We start from the raw sequence: 15,390 nt of genomic DNA on the forward strand, positions 1-15,390 counted from the left end.
TTTTTGAGTACGTTTTACATGTTTGTTTTTCATGACACTTAATTTTTAGTGTAACGCTATTTCAGGACGGGACATATCCGTAATAAAAAATCCCAAGTTTTCGCTTGGGATTTTTTTTATTCGTTGTTTTGACTTTCATCAATAATAGCTCGTAACCATTCATTAGGAATCATATCAATGGTTAAATTAACTCTTTCTTCTTCTCCGTAATTTGTAATCCTATGCGGATCGTTAAGTTTTAAATACCAGCACTCACCGGGATTCATAGGTACTGGTGTATTATTCAGGTAAAATGTAACTTTATCATTAGTAATCATAGGAATGGTAAGTCTTACTACAGATTTATGAACTTCTAAGGCAAGGGTAGGGTCTGTATGTTCTTTAACTACCTGTCCAGGAGCCAATCGAAGTAACCTTACCAAAGTTACTTTAGTATTACTTCTAAAAAAATCAATTACACTTAATAAGTAAGGTGAGCTTTTTAAAGAGTTAGTATCTAACCAATCCGTCCATGAACCATCAGCATAATCTTCTGCAGGTGGAGGAAATGGAAGGCTGGGGTCTATCATATGTGCTGGGCCTCTTAAAGGAATAGCATCATAATATTCATAATGAGAAAGATGTTTTTGTTTTAAAAAGTTAAACTCTTCAATCATTTTAGCAGTGTCAAAATGAAAAGGTAGTTGTATTCTATCCTTATACACTTTTTCAGTAAGATTAGATATGTCAGACATGGCTTTATACGTTTGTAGTTTGGTTGAAATTTTAAGCAGCGTTTTAAAAAAATATACGCTGAAAAGCTAAGTTAATAGAAAATCGTTGGAAAGACAATATCTTACAGTTGAAAAAGCTCTTTTCTATGCTAAAGAAAAGAGCTCTTGTTTTAGGCTAATTTGTATAATATAGGTTGGGCGCCGACTTGATTTGCATAAAAATTATCTAATACATATTTTTTAAATGTTCTTTTAAAAAGTAAATCAGGAATAATGTCCCATAAAGTGTTCCATCTGCAATGGTTTATTATGGTATAAGCGGAGTCTTCTTTGTGAATAGGAAGTAATAAGGTAGAATTATCTAAATCGGTTTCTTTTTCAAACCATCCGGCTGTATATTCCCATACTGATAAATTTTGTTCAATACTTTTCCCATAAAAATAATTGAAAAGAAAAACACCTTGTCGGGCATGATTAACAGCTCCAATTCTTCGTACGTTTGATGCTGTAATGCAATGTATAAAAGAGGCTGTTTCTTTAATTTTAATCATTAAATCAGTAAATGTACTATTGGTTTGTAATTGATGTAAAACTGTAGAACTATTTACTTCAATTAAAATAACAACATCAAATTTAGCTAAGTGAGTTTTACTACTATTTTCAAGTATATATTGTCCTTGACCAGGAGGAATAACAGTAGCTTTAAAAACGGAGCAATTTACAACTCCTTCTATTTTTTCGAGCTTTTTGGTTTGTTGTTTACAAAATTTTATCAGGGTCTTTTTTTTAGATGATTGTTTAATAAAAAAAGGAATTGTGTTTTGATCAACTTCAGCAGCAATATGTATAAAGTAGTTTTTTGAAGTTGGAATTAAAGTAACTTTAGGATAGTTTAAATAACTATTTACAATGGTTAGTTCTTTTTGATGTTTCATGGTTAAAAAAATAAGTAGTACAAATTTCTATACTAGCCGGTACTTATTTTTTTACAAATGATAAAAAACGATTACTTGGCTCTGATTCTACTTAAAGAAACTTGTGTAATGCCTAGATAACTTGATAAATCGCCTAAACTTATACGTTGGACTAATTGAGGAAATTTTTTAGTGAAATTCTCATACCTCTTACTGGCATCTTCTTCCAGCATTTCACTAATTCTTTCCATCATGTTTAAATTGGCTAATGTCATAAACTTTCGATAGAATGTTTCCAGTGAGTGATGTTTTAAGCAAAGCGTTTCAAAACTGTTACTACTTACACGAAGTAAAGAGGTGTTTTCTAAAGCAATAAACTTATACTTAGATGTTTTTTTTGAGGCAAGGCTTTCTAAATTAGTAAATAAAATATGTTCAGGAAAAAAGCGCATGATAAACTCTTTTTCTTCTGAAGTAAAACACATTTTGACTAATCCTTTTGTGATGAAATAAAAATAATTACAATGGCTGTTTTCTCTTAAAATAAGTTCACCTTTTTTAAACTCTTTTATTTCGTAATTACAATTTTTTAAAGCCTCGATAGAAGAGTTGTCTAGTACAGAAAATTGGCTACAAAAATTAATTAAAGATTCCATACCTATCTATCCAGAAAATCTTGATAAGCTTCTTGAGAAATAGCTTTGCCTAATGAATCTAAAGGTTGAAAGTTTCCTTTTTCAATTACAGGTTTGTTACTTACATAATCGTAAATAAAAGAACCATTTTTAGAAAGTGTACCAAAACCTTTATTAAATATGTAATGAACATATTGTTGGTCTGAGTTGTTAAAAATGTGCTTTCCAAAGGTGAATTTAGCCGAGTTTCCTTTCAATAAGTGCATTAATGTATATGAAAAGTCAATTTGCGAACTGTAATTATCAACGGTAATTCCGGTTTGTTTAAGCGCACCACCTGCCCACACCATAGGTATTTGAAATTTCTTAGCCCCGTTAAAATAACCTTCATGTTTAGGTAACGGATGTCCATGATCAGCCATAATAACAATTAATGTATTCTTCCACCAAGGTTGTTTTTTGGCATCTTCAATAAATTTACCAATAGCTTTATCTGTATAAGCTTGAGCACTTTTATAAAGGTTTTCTTCTGAGTTTTTACCAAATTTATAAGAGCCCGGAAATTCATAAGGTTCATGACTGGTTAATGTGAGTCCTACTTTGAAAAACGGTTCTTTAAGGCTCGGAGCTGATAAATCTTTCATAAAATGCTCTAAAAGAATATGATCATGCGCTCCCCATTTTGAATTCCAATCATCCTTGTCAAAAATACTACCGTCAACTATATAATCTATTTCACCGCTTCTTAAATAGGCATTCATATTCCCAAAATTAGTGTCGCCTCCGTAATAAAAAGAGGTGTTGTACCCTAAATTTTTCACTTCCTTTGTTAGCATAGGTAAAGAACCTGCTTTATTAGGTGTTTTAATAATGCTGTGAGTAGGTTGTGGGTAGTAGCCACTTAAAATAGCAATTAAACCTTTGTCGGTTCTGTCTCCATTACCATAAAAATTAGTAAACAAGATTCCTTCTTTGGCAAGAGCATTTAAATTATCAGTAACGCCCGGTTCACCACCTAATACACCTACTGCTTTTGCCGATAAACTTTCCCAAATAATAAGAATAATATTTGGTTTTTCGGTAGTTAAAATAGAATCGTTACCGGTTAAAAGCTGATTGCGTGTTTTATTGATAATTTTTTTAGCAATTTCTGTGTCAAAACTTTTATACGGATTTGAATTTTCAGTTTTATGGGTTAACGCATTGGCAAAATTCCATATAAAATTAACAGCCGCATGATTGGCAAACATACGATTAGAAAAATATACATTACTTTGGTTAATAGGAATGGTTTGTATACCACCGCGTATAGGAAGTACTAAAGAGCCAAAAAGAAGTAGAAAAACAGGAACTTCCCAAAATGCTCCTTTGTGTAAATTGTTGAGAGCTTTGGTGAGATGTTTGTTAAAAAAATAAATAGTAAGTCCTGAAATGGCCAGCCAAACTAAAATACCGCCTATAAGTAGATTTAAAGATATAGAGGCAAGCATTATTTTTGGAGTGTTTATATAATTGAGCAAAGTAGAGTCTATTCGAACTCCCCAAGACTTATATAAAATAACATCAACAAGCATAAATAAATTAATAACAGCCAATACTATAAAAGTGTAACTTTTAAGAATAAAGCCAATACTTTTCTTAGGTATATATACAGATACGGCTAATAAAAGGAAGGGAATGAGAGCTAAATAACCGGTAAAGGAAATATCTAGTTTAAGTCCGTACCAAAAGGTTTTGAGAACCGTTAAAAAACCTAACTCTATGGTTTTGGTATAATAAAAGGCTAAGAATATACATCGTGCAAAAGCAAAATAAAGTAGCCACAGTATAAAGTAGCGTATGCCTAGCAGTAATCTGTTTTTAAAAAATAGCATAAGGTTTATTCGGTAACTTTTAATCGGGCTTTAGCGGTAATTGAAACATCAGAGTACTCTTTGTTTAAATATTTTAAATAACCGGTAATAGCAATCATTGCGGCATTGTCAGTAGTATATTCAAACTTTGGAATGTACGTAGTCCATCCCCAATGTTTTTCAGCTTGTTGTAAGCGTTTTCTAATTTCAGAATTTGCAGAAACCCCACCGGCAATGGCAATATGTTTAATTTGAGTATGCTTAACGGCATTTTTAATTTTGTCCATCAAAATTTCAATAATAGTATGTTGGATTGATGCACAAATATCATATAGATTTTCCTTAATAAAATCGGGATTCTCTTTTACGTTTTTCTGAATAAAATATAAAATACCGGTTTTTAAACCACTAAAACTAAATTCTAAATCACCAACTTTAGGTTTACTAAACTGAAAAGCTTTAGGATTTCCTTGTTGAGCATATTTATCAACTAAAGGACCACCCGGATAGGGAAGACCTAATATTTTTGCCGATTTGTCAAAAGCTTCCCCAACAGCATCATCAATAGTTTCGCCTAAAATCTCCATATCAAAATGATTAGAAATTTTTACGATTTGAGTATGTCCGCCGCTAATAGTTAAACAGATAAAAGGAAAAGGAGGTATTTTACTGTTTTCTTCTTCTATAAAATGAGCTAAAATATGAGCTTGCATATGGTTTACATCAATTAGCGGAATATTTAACCCTAATGCCAGTGATTTGGCAAAAGAAGTTCCTACCAGTAAAGACCCCATTAATCCGGGTCCTTTGGTAAATGCAATTGCACTTAAATCTTCCTTAGTAATACCGGCTCTTTCAATAGCCTGTTGTACAACAGGAACAATATTTTGCTGATGCGCTCTTGAAGCTAATTCAGGAACCACTCCACCATATTTAGCATGTACTTCTTGGTTAGCAACTATGTTACTTAACACTTTACCATTGCAAATAACTGCAGCACTTGTATCATCGCAAGAGCTCTCAATACCTAGGATGTAAATGTTTTGTGTACTCAAATTACAAGAATTAAACTGCAAAAATATTCATAATGCGTTAGAAATTCGTTAAATTCTAATTTTCTTTACAATAAAGGCAAGATTTTTGGGGTTTGGTATGTACTTTTGTTAATTAGTATCAATTTAAGGTTTTCGTTATAAAAAGAGCTAAAAAAATAGTGTTTAAAACAATAAAGTACGCAGTACTTTTTTTGTTATTACTAATTATTTTGTTGTCATTACCGGTGGTACAAAGTAAGTTAGGAAGCTATGCTACTAAATACATTAACGATAATTTTGGAACGAATATAGTCGTAAAAAAAATTGATTTGTCGTGGTTAGGAAGTGTGCAGTTGAAAGGCATAGAAATTAGAGACCACCATAAAGACACCCTTATTTTTGTAGATAATTTAAAAACGTCTATACAAAATGCAAAAAAGGTGGTTGACAATAAAGTTGATTTAGGAGAAGCATCACTATCTGGAATTCATTTTTATTTACGCACGTACAAAGGCGAAAAAAATGATAACCTCTCTATTTTTATTGAAAGCTTTGAAGATGGTAAACCCAGAGATAGTTTGTCGAAACCTTTTATTTTGCGCAGTGAGCGTATTGGGTTAGATGGGTTAACTTTTAAATTGTTTGATGAAAACAAAAAAAATCCTTTAGAATTTTCTGCACATAATGCAGGAGCCCAGCTTCATAATTTCTCTATCGTAGGTCCTGACGTATCTATGAATATCAAAGAAATGTATTTTACAGAAAACCGAGGGATAAATGTAACCGATTTATCAACTCAGTTTACTTATACTAAGACTTCTATGCTGTTTGAAAATACTATTTTACAAACAGACAATAATACGAGGTTAGATACCGATGTTAAGCTAACCTATAATCGAAAAGATTTTGCTGATTTTAATGATAAAGTTCATATTAATGCCAAGTTTAAAAAGAGTGATTTAGCAGTTAAAGATTTGAATAAACTGTATAATGAACTTGGTGGTGGTGATATGATGCACTTTACAGGTTCTGTTGATGGAGTACTAAACAACTTTAGTGCAACCAATGTAAACCTACATTCAAAAAACGGAATGAGAATAATTGGAGATTTAGGTTTTGTAAATGCTTTGAATACCAATAGAGGTTTTGTTTTTGACGCCGATGTAAAAAATGTTACTGCCAATTATTTTCAGCTAAGAAATGTATTGCCTAATTTATTAGGAAAAAAGTTACCTACAGAGTTTCAACGATTGGGAAACTTTACTATGTACGGATTGGTAAAGGTAACTCCTGATCAAATGGAGGCCACATTAACTGTAAACTCAGAAATAGGAACTACTGTTTCCGATTTACAACTAACCAATATAGATAATATTGATAAAGCTACGTATGTTGGAGAAGTTGAGTTTAGAGGATTTGATTTAGGAGTTTTTGCTAATGATCCTCTGTTGGGTAAAATATCATTAAAAGCCGATGTGAACGGAAGCGGATTTGATGTTGATAATGTAAATACCATTATTATTGGAAAGGTTAGCAGTGTAGAATTTAATAAATATCAGTACAAAGATTTAAGTGTTAACGGACAGTTTCAAAATAAAAAGTTTGATGGTTTTTTAAGCGCAGAAGATGAAAACTTTAAAATAGTATTTGAAGGGTTGGCAGATTTTTCATCTGTAATAAACAAATTTAACTTTGAAGCTAACATTGATAATATTAATCTTAAAGAAACAAATCTTTTTACCAGAGATAGCATTGCTCAATTAAAAGGAAAAGTAATTTTAGATATATCCGGTAATACTTTTGACGATATAGTAGGAAACGCAACTTTTGAAAACTTTGTATATACGAACCAAAAACAAGCCTATACATTTAAAAAATTCTATGTAAGCTCTACGGTAAAAGATAGTATTAAAACCATAGAAATTAATTCAGAAGATATTGTAAAAGGAAAACTGGAAGGAAAATTTTTGTTTGAAGAATTGTCTCACGTAACTCAAAATGCTCTGGGAAGTGTATATACAAACTATAAACCTTTTAAAGTAACACCAAATCAGTTTTTAGACTTTGATTTTACCATATACAATCAAATAATTGATGTTTTTCTTCCTAATATTTCAATAGGAAGTAATACAGTTGTGAAAGGGAAAATTAATTCAGATAAAAACTTATTAAGATTAACTTTTTCATCTCCGGAAATTAAAATCTATGAAAATTTAATTGATAATATAGTCTTAAGATTAGATAATAAAAATCCGCTATACAACACCCACTTAACAGCTGGAAAGGTTGATACAAAATATTACGATATTGAAAAACTAAACCTATTAAACAGAACTCAAAACGATACGCTGTTTTTTAAATCAGAGTTTAAAGGCGGAAAAGAGTTTACAGAAAGTTTTAACTTGGATTTTTATTATACAATTGACAAAGAACAAAAAGGAGTTGTAGGAATTCAGAAATCAACGCTGAACTATAGAGGATTTGATTGGGTAGTAAATCCGAAAAACAATAAAGAAAATAAGGTTACTTTCAATATCAAAGAAAATGATTTTTTAATAAGCCCTTTTGTTTTAGAATCTGACGAGCAAAAAATTGAACTCAAAGGTGAAGTTAAAGGCACTAATTATAAAGACCTGCACGCTAACTTTACAAAAGTTAATCTAGAAAGCTTTTTACCTCCTATTGATAGTTTACAGCTAAATGGTAGAATTAACGGAGTTGTAGATTTTAAACAAATAGAAAACAAAATAAGTCCCAAGGCAAACGTATTAGTAGAAGATTTCAAAATTAACGGATTTGAGCAAGGTAATTTAACCTTAGAAGTTGAAGGAGATAACTCTTATGAGAAGTATGATGTTAATATGTCTCTGGCAAATAGCAGAGCTAAAAGTATTTCTGCAAAAGGAAGTCTGGATTTTTCAACGCAACGACCTTTAATAGATTTAGATGTTTCTTTAAAAGAATACCAAATAGATGCGTTTAGCCCGTTAGGACAAGAAGTGCTTTCTAGATTAAGAGGAAAAGTTTCCGGTGATTTTACAGCAAAAGGAGTGTTAAGAAACCCGGATTTTGATGGAACTTTAGCAATAGAAGGAGCAGGGTTAGCTTTTCCGTATCTGAATGTAGATTTTGACTTAAAAGGAAATACCAATATTGAATTGGAAGGGCAGCAATTTAAGTTAGATAATGTTATTTTAGAAGATACAAAATACAAAACACAAGGAAAATTATCAGGGTATATAGCACACCAAAACTTTGAAATGTGGTTCTTGGATTTAGACATTACTACTAACAATATGTTGGTATTAGATACTAAAGAAAGTGAAGAAATGCCGTATTACGGAACCGGGTTTTTAAATGGGAGAGCAGAAATTATCGGACTAACAAGTAATTTAGATATTGAAGTTAACGGAAAAACAGAGCCGGGTACCGTATTTGTTATTCCTTTAAGTGATATAAAAATGATTGATAATTATAAATTAATTCATTTTGAAAAAAGAGCAGAAGAAAAAGAAGAAAAAGAAAGACATATTGAAGATATTAAAGGATTAGATCTTAGAATGAGATTAGATGTTACCAAAGATGCTGTAGCTCAAGTGGTAATAGATAAAGTGTCCGGAAGTGAATTAAAAGGAAGCGGACAAGGTAACTTAGCTATAGATATCAATACCCGAGGAAAATTTAATATGTATGGCGATTTTAAAGTAGATAATGGGGTTTATAATTTTAGATATGCCGGAATCACAAAACCTTTTGTGGTGCAAAAAGGAGGAACCATATCGTGGAATGGAAGTCCTTATGATGCAGAGCTAGACATAACAGCCATATATAGAACCAAAGCTAACCCGGCACAAATCCTGGATAATGTAAATTCTAGCCGAAAAATACCTATTGATTTATATACAAAAATTACCGGAGGATTATTCAACTCCAAACAAGAGTTTGATATTAAAATACCTAATGCAAATTCAACCGTTAGTTCTGAGTTAGAATTTATTTTAAACGAAAATGATTTGAATACCAAAATGCAACATTTCTCTTTTCTGTTAGCATTCGGAACATTTTATAACGGAGAAGCTATAGGAAGTAGTGCAGCTACAGGGTTAACAGGAACAGCCTCTGAAATAGCATCAAGTATTTTATCAAACATGTTAAATAGTGATGATAATAAGTTTCAGGTAGGGGTAGGATACACACAAGGAGATAGAGGAAATGTAAATAATTTGAATACAGATGATCAAGTTGATGTATCTGTAAGCACGCAGTTAAGTGACAGAGTATTGGTAAATGGAAAAGTAGGCGTTCCGGTAGGAAATAATACGCAAACAAGTGTAGTGGGAGAAGTAAAAGTTGAGGTATTACTTAATGAAGAAGGAAATTTTAGAGGAACCGTTTTTAACAGGCAAAATGATGTTCAATATTCAGTTGATGACGAAGGATATACACAAGGTGTTGGTTTATCTTACCAAGTAAACTTTAATAATTTAAAAGAATTAGGTCAAAAACTAGGAATAAAGAAAAAAGAAAAACAAGAAGAGAAGAAAGATACATTGCCTAAAGAGAAGAAAAAAATAATTCATTTTAAACCAACAAAAAAGAAAGAAAAATAACCAAACTTTATGAGTAGAACCATTAAAGATTACCTATTGGTAGGATTAAAAGGAATGGCCATGGGAGCTGCAGATGTTGTTCCGGGAGTTTCAGGCGGAACCATTGCGTTTATTTCAGGGATTTATGAAGAATTATTAACGTCAATAAGTAATATAAATTTAAGCTTATTACAAACGTTAAAAAACAAAGGATTAAAAGAAGCCTGGAATCAATTAAACGGAAACTTTTTAATCTCACTTCTATTAGGAATATTTATCAGTGTGGTTTCTTTAGCAAAAGTAATTACTTGGTTGTTAGATGAACATCCGGTATTACTATGGTCTTTCTTTTTCGGGTTAGTTTTAGCAAGTATTATCTATATAGCTAAGCAAATTACACAATGGAATTCAGTAGCCTATATATTACTCGTAATCGGAGCTGCTTTAGCTTACTATATCACAACATTAAATCCGCTGGTTTCTGAAAATTCTTCGTTTTTATTTTTGTTTTTAGCAGGAGCATTAGCCATTTGTGCTATGATTTTACCCGGAATTTCAGGTTCATTCATTTTAGTACTTCTAGGAGCCTATAAACCAATTTTAACAGCCGTAAGTAATAGAAACATAACAATTGTAGCAGTAGTAGGTGCAGGAGCTATTTTAGGATTACTCAGTTTTTCCAGAGTATTAAAATGGTTATTTGCTCATTATAAAAATTATACATTGGCTGTATTAACAGGGTTTATTTTAGGATCATTAAACAAAATTTGGCCTTGGAAAAAAGTGTTGACTTATAGAACAAATTCACACGGAGAACAAGTGCCTTTTAATGAATTATCAATATCGCCAACATCGTATGAAGGTGATCCTCAAATACTATACGCAGTAGCCTTAGCAGCTCTTGGTTTTGGTCTTATAATTTTATTAGAAAAAATAGCAGTGAAAAAGCAGTAGAAATACGTAACTTCGTTTCTCTAACCAAACCAAATGTATCAAGAACGAACATTCATACAAAAAGTCGGTTTATTTTTAAAGGGACTGACGATGGGAGGAGCCAATAAAGTACCTGGGGTTTCCGGCGGAATGGTTGCTTTTGTTATGGGATTTTACGAAGAGCTTATTTTTACTTTTCAACGTGTAAATGGAAAGGCTTTTAAATTACTTTTTAACGGGCGCTTTAAAAGTTTTGCACGTTATACAAATCTGGAATTTTTAGTGCTGGTAATGGCAGGAAGTATGTTTAGCTACTTTAGTGTGTCATTACTACTGGATTACTTTTTAAAAAACCACGAATTATACGTTTGGGCATGGTTTTTCGGAATGATTGTAGGATCAATCTATTATATATCTAAAGACTTTGCAGATTGGCGTTTAAAAAACGGAATAGCACTGCTTATCGGAGCATCGGTAGGATTGGCTATAAGTTTTATGACACCGGCAAAAGAAAACGATAACCTTTGGTTTGTATTTATCTGCGGAATTATAGGCGTTTCAGGAATGACACTTCCCGGATTATCCGGCTCTTTTATATTGATATTATTAGGAAATTACGTGTTACTTTTAGTAGATAGTGTTAATGTACTGGGAAGCGTAATGACCAATGTGTTTTCCGGAAATTTTGAAGTACTAAAAGACCCTATAAAGGTAAGATATCTGAAAATTATAGGAGTTTTTACCGCAGGCTCAGCATTCGGTTTGGTGTCTATTTCACACGTATTAGGATATGTGCTAAAAAGATGGCATCAAGTAGTAACTGCAGTAATTATAGGTTTTATAACAGGATCTTTAGGTATTGTATGGCCTTGGAAAAAAACGATATACAAAAAAGTAGGAGCTGAGTTTTTACTTGACCAAAAAGGAAATAAAATAGTAGAAAACTACGAAAGGTACATGCCTGATATTTACAGTTCTGAAACATGGATATCTATAGGCTTTGTAATATTGGGAATTGCTTTAATATTAATCATAGATTTTTATGGTAGAAAACGAAAATAAAAGTTTGTTTGCTTTAATAGGAAAAAACATTTCTTATTCTTTTTCAAGAGGTTACTTTACCACTAAATTTTCCAATTTAGGGCTAGAAAACCATGAATATGTGAACTTCGATTTTCAGAACTTAGATGAATTTCCTGAAAAGTTAAAAACTCATAAAAACAATTTAAAAGGAATGAACGTAACCATTCCGTATAAACTGGAGATTTTTGATTTTTTAGATGAAATAGATAAGGAAGCAAAAATAATAGGAGCAGTAAATACCATAAAAATTACAGATGCCGGAAAACTAATAGGTTTTAATACTGATGTGTATGGCTTTAAAAAGTCGCTTCAACCTTTATTAAAAAAATACCATAAAAAAGCTTTAATTTTAGGAACCGGCGGAGCATCAAAAGCAGTAGCTTACGTGCTTGATGAATTAGGTATTGAATATCAATTTGTTTCAAGAGCTGCTAAAGAGGGTAATTTAACATATAAAGAGCTTAATAAAGAAATTATTAACTCACATCTGTTAATCATTAATTGTACACCTTTAGGAACTCACCCTGCTATAGAGAATGCACCGGAAATTCCGTACAATGATATCACAAACAAACATTTATTATATGATTTAATATACAATCCGGCTGAAACCACTTTTTTGAAAAATGGGAAAAAAATGGGAGCAGATATAAAAAACGGATTAGAAATGTTAGAGCAACAAGCAGAAAAAGCTTGGGAAATATGGAATAAATAATATAATGTTAATCAAAATAAAGTTTGCATTTTTATAAGAATGCTTATCTTTAACATCTAATTAAAAGGAACTTAAACATTGTAGATATGTTAGAAAACAAAGAAGAAAAGGTTGAACAACCAACAAACAACGGGTCTGTAACTGATATTGAAAAAGCAGTTAATGAAATTGAAGATGAAGTAGCTCAAGAATCAGAAAGATCAGGTGAAAAGCATGAAATTCCTATGCTTGATTATGAGGCTATGGAACTTGAAAAGTTGGTTGATGAGCTTAGTAAGTTATTAAAAGCACATCCTATACAACAGCTAAAAAATAATATTGATGCTATCAAAACCTCTTTCAACTCAAAGTTTGGAAAACTGTTAGCAGAAAAAAAGGAAGCATTTTTAGCAGAAGGAGGTAATTCAATAGACTTCCAGTTTTCTAGCCCGGTTAAAACGGAATACAATAAACTGTTAGCAGATTACAAACAAAAAAGAGACAGTTACTATTCACAATTAGAAAAGCAGCTTAAAGATAATCTTGAAAGAAGAAATACTCTTATAGAAGAATTAAAAACATTAATTGAAGAAGGAGATGTTGAAACAATGTATAATGATTTTCAGGAAATTCAAAATAGATGGAAAGTTATAGGTCCTGTTCCTAAAACAAGATATAATGATACTTGGAGAACTTACCATCATCATGTAGAGCGTTTTTACGATTTATTACACTTAAATAAAGACTTTAGGGAGCTAGACTTTAAGCATAATTTAGAAGAAAAAATTAGACTTATAGAAAGAGCAGAGGCTTTAAATGATAAAGAAGATATCAATGAAGCATTTAAAGAACTGCAAGAGTTGCACCGTTTATGGAAAGAAGATATCGGACCTGTAGGAAAAGAATACAGAGAAGACGTTTGGAACAGGTTTAGTGAAGCAACTAAGAAAATACATGATAAGCGTCATCAATACTTTAAAGATTTAAAATCTAAGTATCAAACAATGATTGATGCTAAAATGAAGATTGTAGAAGAAATCAATAAGTTTGATACAAGTAAAAATAAAACGCACAACGATTGGCAAAAAAGTATTGTTGAAATAGAAACATTACGAAAAAAATATTTCGACATAGGAAAACTGCCTTACAGTAAGAGCGAAGCAATTTGGCAACAATTTAAAGCAGCTACTAAAAAATTTAATGCTGATAAAAATGCCTTTTACAAAGAAGAAAAAAGTGCGCAGAGTGATAACTTAAAAAAGAAAATGGACTTAGTAGAGCTAGCTGAAGGTTTAAGAGAAAGCGATGATTGGGAAGCTACTACAAATACGATGAAACGTATTCAGGCAGATTGGAAAAAAATAGGTCATGTTCCTAGAAAATATTCTGATGAAATCTGGAACCGATTTAAAAATGCTTGTAACCACTATTTTGATAGATTACACGAACGTAAGAATGAGCTTAATAAAGAACAATTAGCTGTAGTTGAAGCTAAAAAAGAGTTTATTGACGAAATTAAATCAAAAGAAAACGTAACGCTTGAAGAAGTACAGGAAGCAATTTTAAAATGGAAAAATTTAGGAATGTTACCTAGAAATGCTCGTCATTTGAATGAGAAATTCAATAAAACTATTGATGCTCATTTGAATAACTTGAATATGAACAGAGGCGAGATTGAGCTAATGAAGTTTAAGAATATTGTTGAAGGATATCTAACACAAGAAGATTATAAAAAGCTGGATAGTGAACAATTATTTATCAGAAGAAAAATTGATGAAAATGTTCGTGAAATGCAACAATTAGAAAACAACTTGAGTTTTATATCTAACGCAACAGAAGATAATCCGTTAGTTGTTAGTGTACGTAAAGGAATACAGGAATTTAAAGATGAACTAGATATTTGGCAAGCAAAACTAGATTATTTGAGAAAACTGGACTATTAAAAAATATAGAACTGGAAATACAAAAAGCGATGAGTTTTAAACTCATCGCTTTTTTTTGTTATATAAAAAATAAGTTATTATTTCTTTTTACTCGACTTAGCTTTTGGGTTAAAGTCAAGAGCTAATTGTAGCCAATAATAAAGTTGTTGGTCTAAGTCGATAGCCTCCCCGGATAAAAATACATAACCCTTCATAGGACGACCTGTAAAATTCATTTCAGAACATCCTTTATGAGTGAGTGCTTCTTCATAAATCTCAGGATCAATTCTAGCCATTACCTCTTCTTTAACAACTCCTACACACATTTTATCATCAACCATAAAACATACTCCCCCAAACATTTTTTTGGTGGTGACAATGATGTTTCGGGTATCAAAAAAATGGGTTATTCTTTCCGCTAAAAATTGATCATAAGCCATTGGTTACTATTTTGGAGGATATTTATTAAGAACCTTAGTAATTGTTTTAGTGTAGTATTCTTCTTTTTGATAGGGAGAATAGTTTTCATTAAACTCACTTTCAATAATGCCTTGCCATATTAATTGATTATTACTTGCCTCAACAAAATCAATAGTTAATGATTGAACAATCTTTTTTTCATTGATAGGGATGCCTCCGGAAATACCAAAGCCAATATTTCCACCGCCGCCAATACCAATTCCAATGGTATTTCTATTTTCAGATTCTCTTTGTTTGGAGAAAAAATTGATAAAAATATCCGGTTTTTCAGTATAATGTACACCTTTTGCTTCAAGTTGTTTAGTAATTCTTTCTTTTACTCTTTTTATATCTAATTGATTTAACCCTTCTCCGGCATCTTCAAAAAAACTAAATGATTTATAAGAAGTAAAATTGGTTTCATTATCATAATCATAAAATACCTTGCTAGAAGAGCATCCTATTAGTAGCAGTAAAAAGAGAACATTTAATTTACGCATAATGATTTGTTTTATAGCTAAAATAACAAAAATAGTGCCTATATAAAACACAAAAGCCTCG

At 31.4% G+C, this 15,390-nt stretch carries 12 protein-coding genes; 5 read left to right on the top strand and 7 right to left on the bottom strand.

The window, feature by feature from the left end; translation table 11 throughout:
* Positions 1-116: 116 nt before the first annotated feature.
* The 5 genes from ACQY1Q_RS13800 to tsaD form a co-directional block, all read right to left on the bottom strand.
* On the bottom strand, positions 117-734 hold the full coding sequence (locus tag ACQY1Q_RS13800) for an aspartyl/asparaginyl beta-hydroxylase domain-containing protein (RefSeq protein WP_431005908.1): 618 nt from the start codon (positions 732-734) through the stop codon (positions 117-119).
* A gap of 149 nt (positions 735-883) precedes the next feature.
* The gene (locus ACQY1Q_RS13805) at positions 884-1,648 is read right to left on the bottom strand and encodes a hypothetical protein (RefSeq protein WP_431005909.1); all 765 of its coding nucleotides are present in this window, start codon (positions 1,646-1,648) and stop codon (positions 884-886) included.
* A gap of 71 nt (positions 1,649-1,719) precedes the next feature.
* Positions 1,720-2,283, bottom strand: coding sequence for a Crp/Fnr family transcriptional regulator (locus tag ACQY1Q_RS13810; protein WP_431005910.1), 564 nt, complete (start codon positions 2,281-2,283; stop codon positions 1,720-1,722).
* Between the two features lie 2 nt (positions 2,284-2,285).
* Positions 2,286-4,136 (bottom strand): LTA synthase family protein, encoded by a 1,851-nt coding sequence (locus ACQY1Q_RS13815; RefSeq protein WP_431005911.1) that lies wholly within the window; start codon positions 4,134-4,136, stop codon positions 2,286-2,288.
* A 5-nt stretch (positions 4,137-4,141) separates the two neighbouring features.
* Positions 4,142-5,170: a tRNA (adenosine(37)-N6)-threonylcarbamoyltransferase complex transferase subunit TsaD gene (gene tsaD, locus ACQY1Q_RS13820; RefSeq protein WP_431005912.1), complete on the bottom strand. Its 1,029-nt coding sequence runs from the start codon at positions 5,168-5,170 to the stop codon at positions 4,142-4,144.
* A 158-nt stretch (positions 5,171-5,328) separates the two neighbouring features.
* Here tsaD and ACQY1Q_RS13825 point away from each other — a divergent pair, with 158 nt between their 5' ends.
* The 5 genes from ACQY1Q_RS13825 (at position 5,329) to ACQY1Q_RS13845 (ending at position 14,391) form a co-directional block, all read left to right on the top strand.
* Positions 5,329-9,759, top strand: a complete 4,431-nt coding sequence (locus tag ACQY1Q_RS13825) for a translocation/assembly module TamB domain-containing protein (RefSeq protein WP_431005913.1) — start codon at positions 5,329-5,331, stop codon at positions 9,757-9,759.
* 9 nt (positions 9,760-9,768) lie between these two features.
* Complete coding sequence (locus ACQY1Q_RS13830; RefSeq protein WP_431005914.1) at positions 9,769-10,692, top strand: DUF368 domain-containing protein; 924 nt, start codon at positions 9,769-9,771, stop codon at positions 10,690-10,692.
* 33 nt (positions 10,693-10,725) lie between these two features.
* Entirely contained in the window at positions 10,726-11,733 is a 1,008-nt protein-coding gene (locus ACQY1Q_RS13835) for a DUF368 domain-containing protein (protein WP_431005915.1), read from the top strand.
* Positions 11,714-12,469, top strand: a complete 756-nt coding sequence (locus ACQY1Q_RS13840; protein WP_431005916.1) for a shikimate dehydrogenase family protein — start codon at positions 11,714-11,716, stop codon at positions 12,467-12,469. The genes ACQY1Q_RS13835 and ACQY1Q_RS13840 overlap by 20 nt, the downstream gene beginning before the upstream one ends.
* A gap of 86 nt (positions 12,470-12,555) precedes the next feature.
* Complete coding sequence (locus ACQY1Q_RS13845) at positions 12,556-14,391, top strand: DUF349 domain-containing protein (RefSeq protein ID WP_431005917.1); 1,836 nt, start codon at positions 12,556-12,558, stop codon at positions 14,389-14,391.
* 77 nt (positions 14,392-14,468) lie between these two features.
* Here the strand turns inward: ACQY1Q_RS13845 and ACQY1Q_RS13850 are convergent, their stop codons facing one another.
* The gene (locus ACQY1Q_RS13850) at positions 14,469-14,810 is read right to left on the bottom strand and encodes a TfoX/Sxy family protein (protein WP_431005918.1); all 342 of its coding nucleotides are present in this window, start codon (positions 14,808-14,810) and stop codon (positions 14,469-14,471) included.
* A gap of 6 nt (positions 14,811-14,816) precedes the next feature.
* Entirely contained in the window at positions 14,817-15,329 is a 513-nt protein-coding gene (locus tag ACQY1Q_RS13855; protein ID WP_431005919.1) for a DUF4136 domain-containing protein, read from the bottom strand.
* Positions 15,330-15,390: the final 61 nt, after the last annotated feature.

It is taken from the genome of Tenacibaculum sp. TC6, assembly GCF_050606265.1.
Taxonomy (GTDB): Bacteria; Bacteroidota; Bacteroidia; order Flavobacteriales; family Flavobacteriaceae; genus Polaribacter.

What these genes read in the sequence shown, in the direction of transcription:
- ACQY1Q_RS13800 (WP_431005908.1), bottom strand. Translation starts at nt 734, where the DNA reads ATGTCTGACATATCTAATCTTACTGAAAAAGTGTATAAGGATAGAATA.
- ACQY1Q_RS13805 (WP_431005909.1), bottom strand. Translation starts at nt 1,648, where the DNA reads ATGAAACATCAAAAAGAACTAACCATTGTAAATAGTTATTTAAACTAT.
- ACQY1Q_RS13810 (WP_431005910.1), bottom strand. Translation starts at nt 2,283, where the DNA reads ATGGAATCTTTAATTAATTTTTGTAGCCAATTTTCTGTACTAGACAAC.
- ACQY1Q_RS13815 (WP_431005911.1), bottom strand. Translation starts at nt 4,136, where the DNA reads ATGCTATTTTTTAAAAACAGATTACTGCTAGGCATACGCTACTTTATA.
- ACQY1Q_RS13830 (WP_431005914.1), top strand. Translation starts at nt 9,769, where the DNA reads ATGAGTAGAACCATTAAAGATTACCTATTGGTAGGATTAAAAGGAATG.
- ACQY1Q_RS13835 (WP_431005915.1), top strand. Translation starts at nt 10,726, where the DNA reads ATGTATCAAGAACGAACATTCATACAAAAAGTCGGTTTATTTTTAAAG.
- ACQY1Q_RS13840 (WP_431005916.1), top strand. Translation starts at nt 11,714, where the DNA reads ATGGTAGAAAACGAAAATAAAAGTTTGTTTGCTTTAATAGGAAAAAAC.
- ACQY1Q_RS13845 (WP_431005917.1), top strand. Translation starts at nt 12,556, where the DNA reads ATGTTAGAAAACAAAGAAGAAAAGGTTGAACAACCAACAAACAACGGG.
- ACQY1Q_RS13850 (WP_431005918.1), bottom strand. Translation starts at nt 14,810, where the DNA reads ATGGCTTATGATCAATTTTTAGCGGAAAGAATAACCCATTTTTTTGAT.
- ACQY1Q_RS13855 (WP_431005919.1), bottom strand. Translation starts at nt 15,329, where the DNA reads ATGCGTAAATTAAATGTTCTCTTTTTACTGCTACTAATAGGATGCTCT.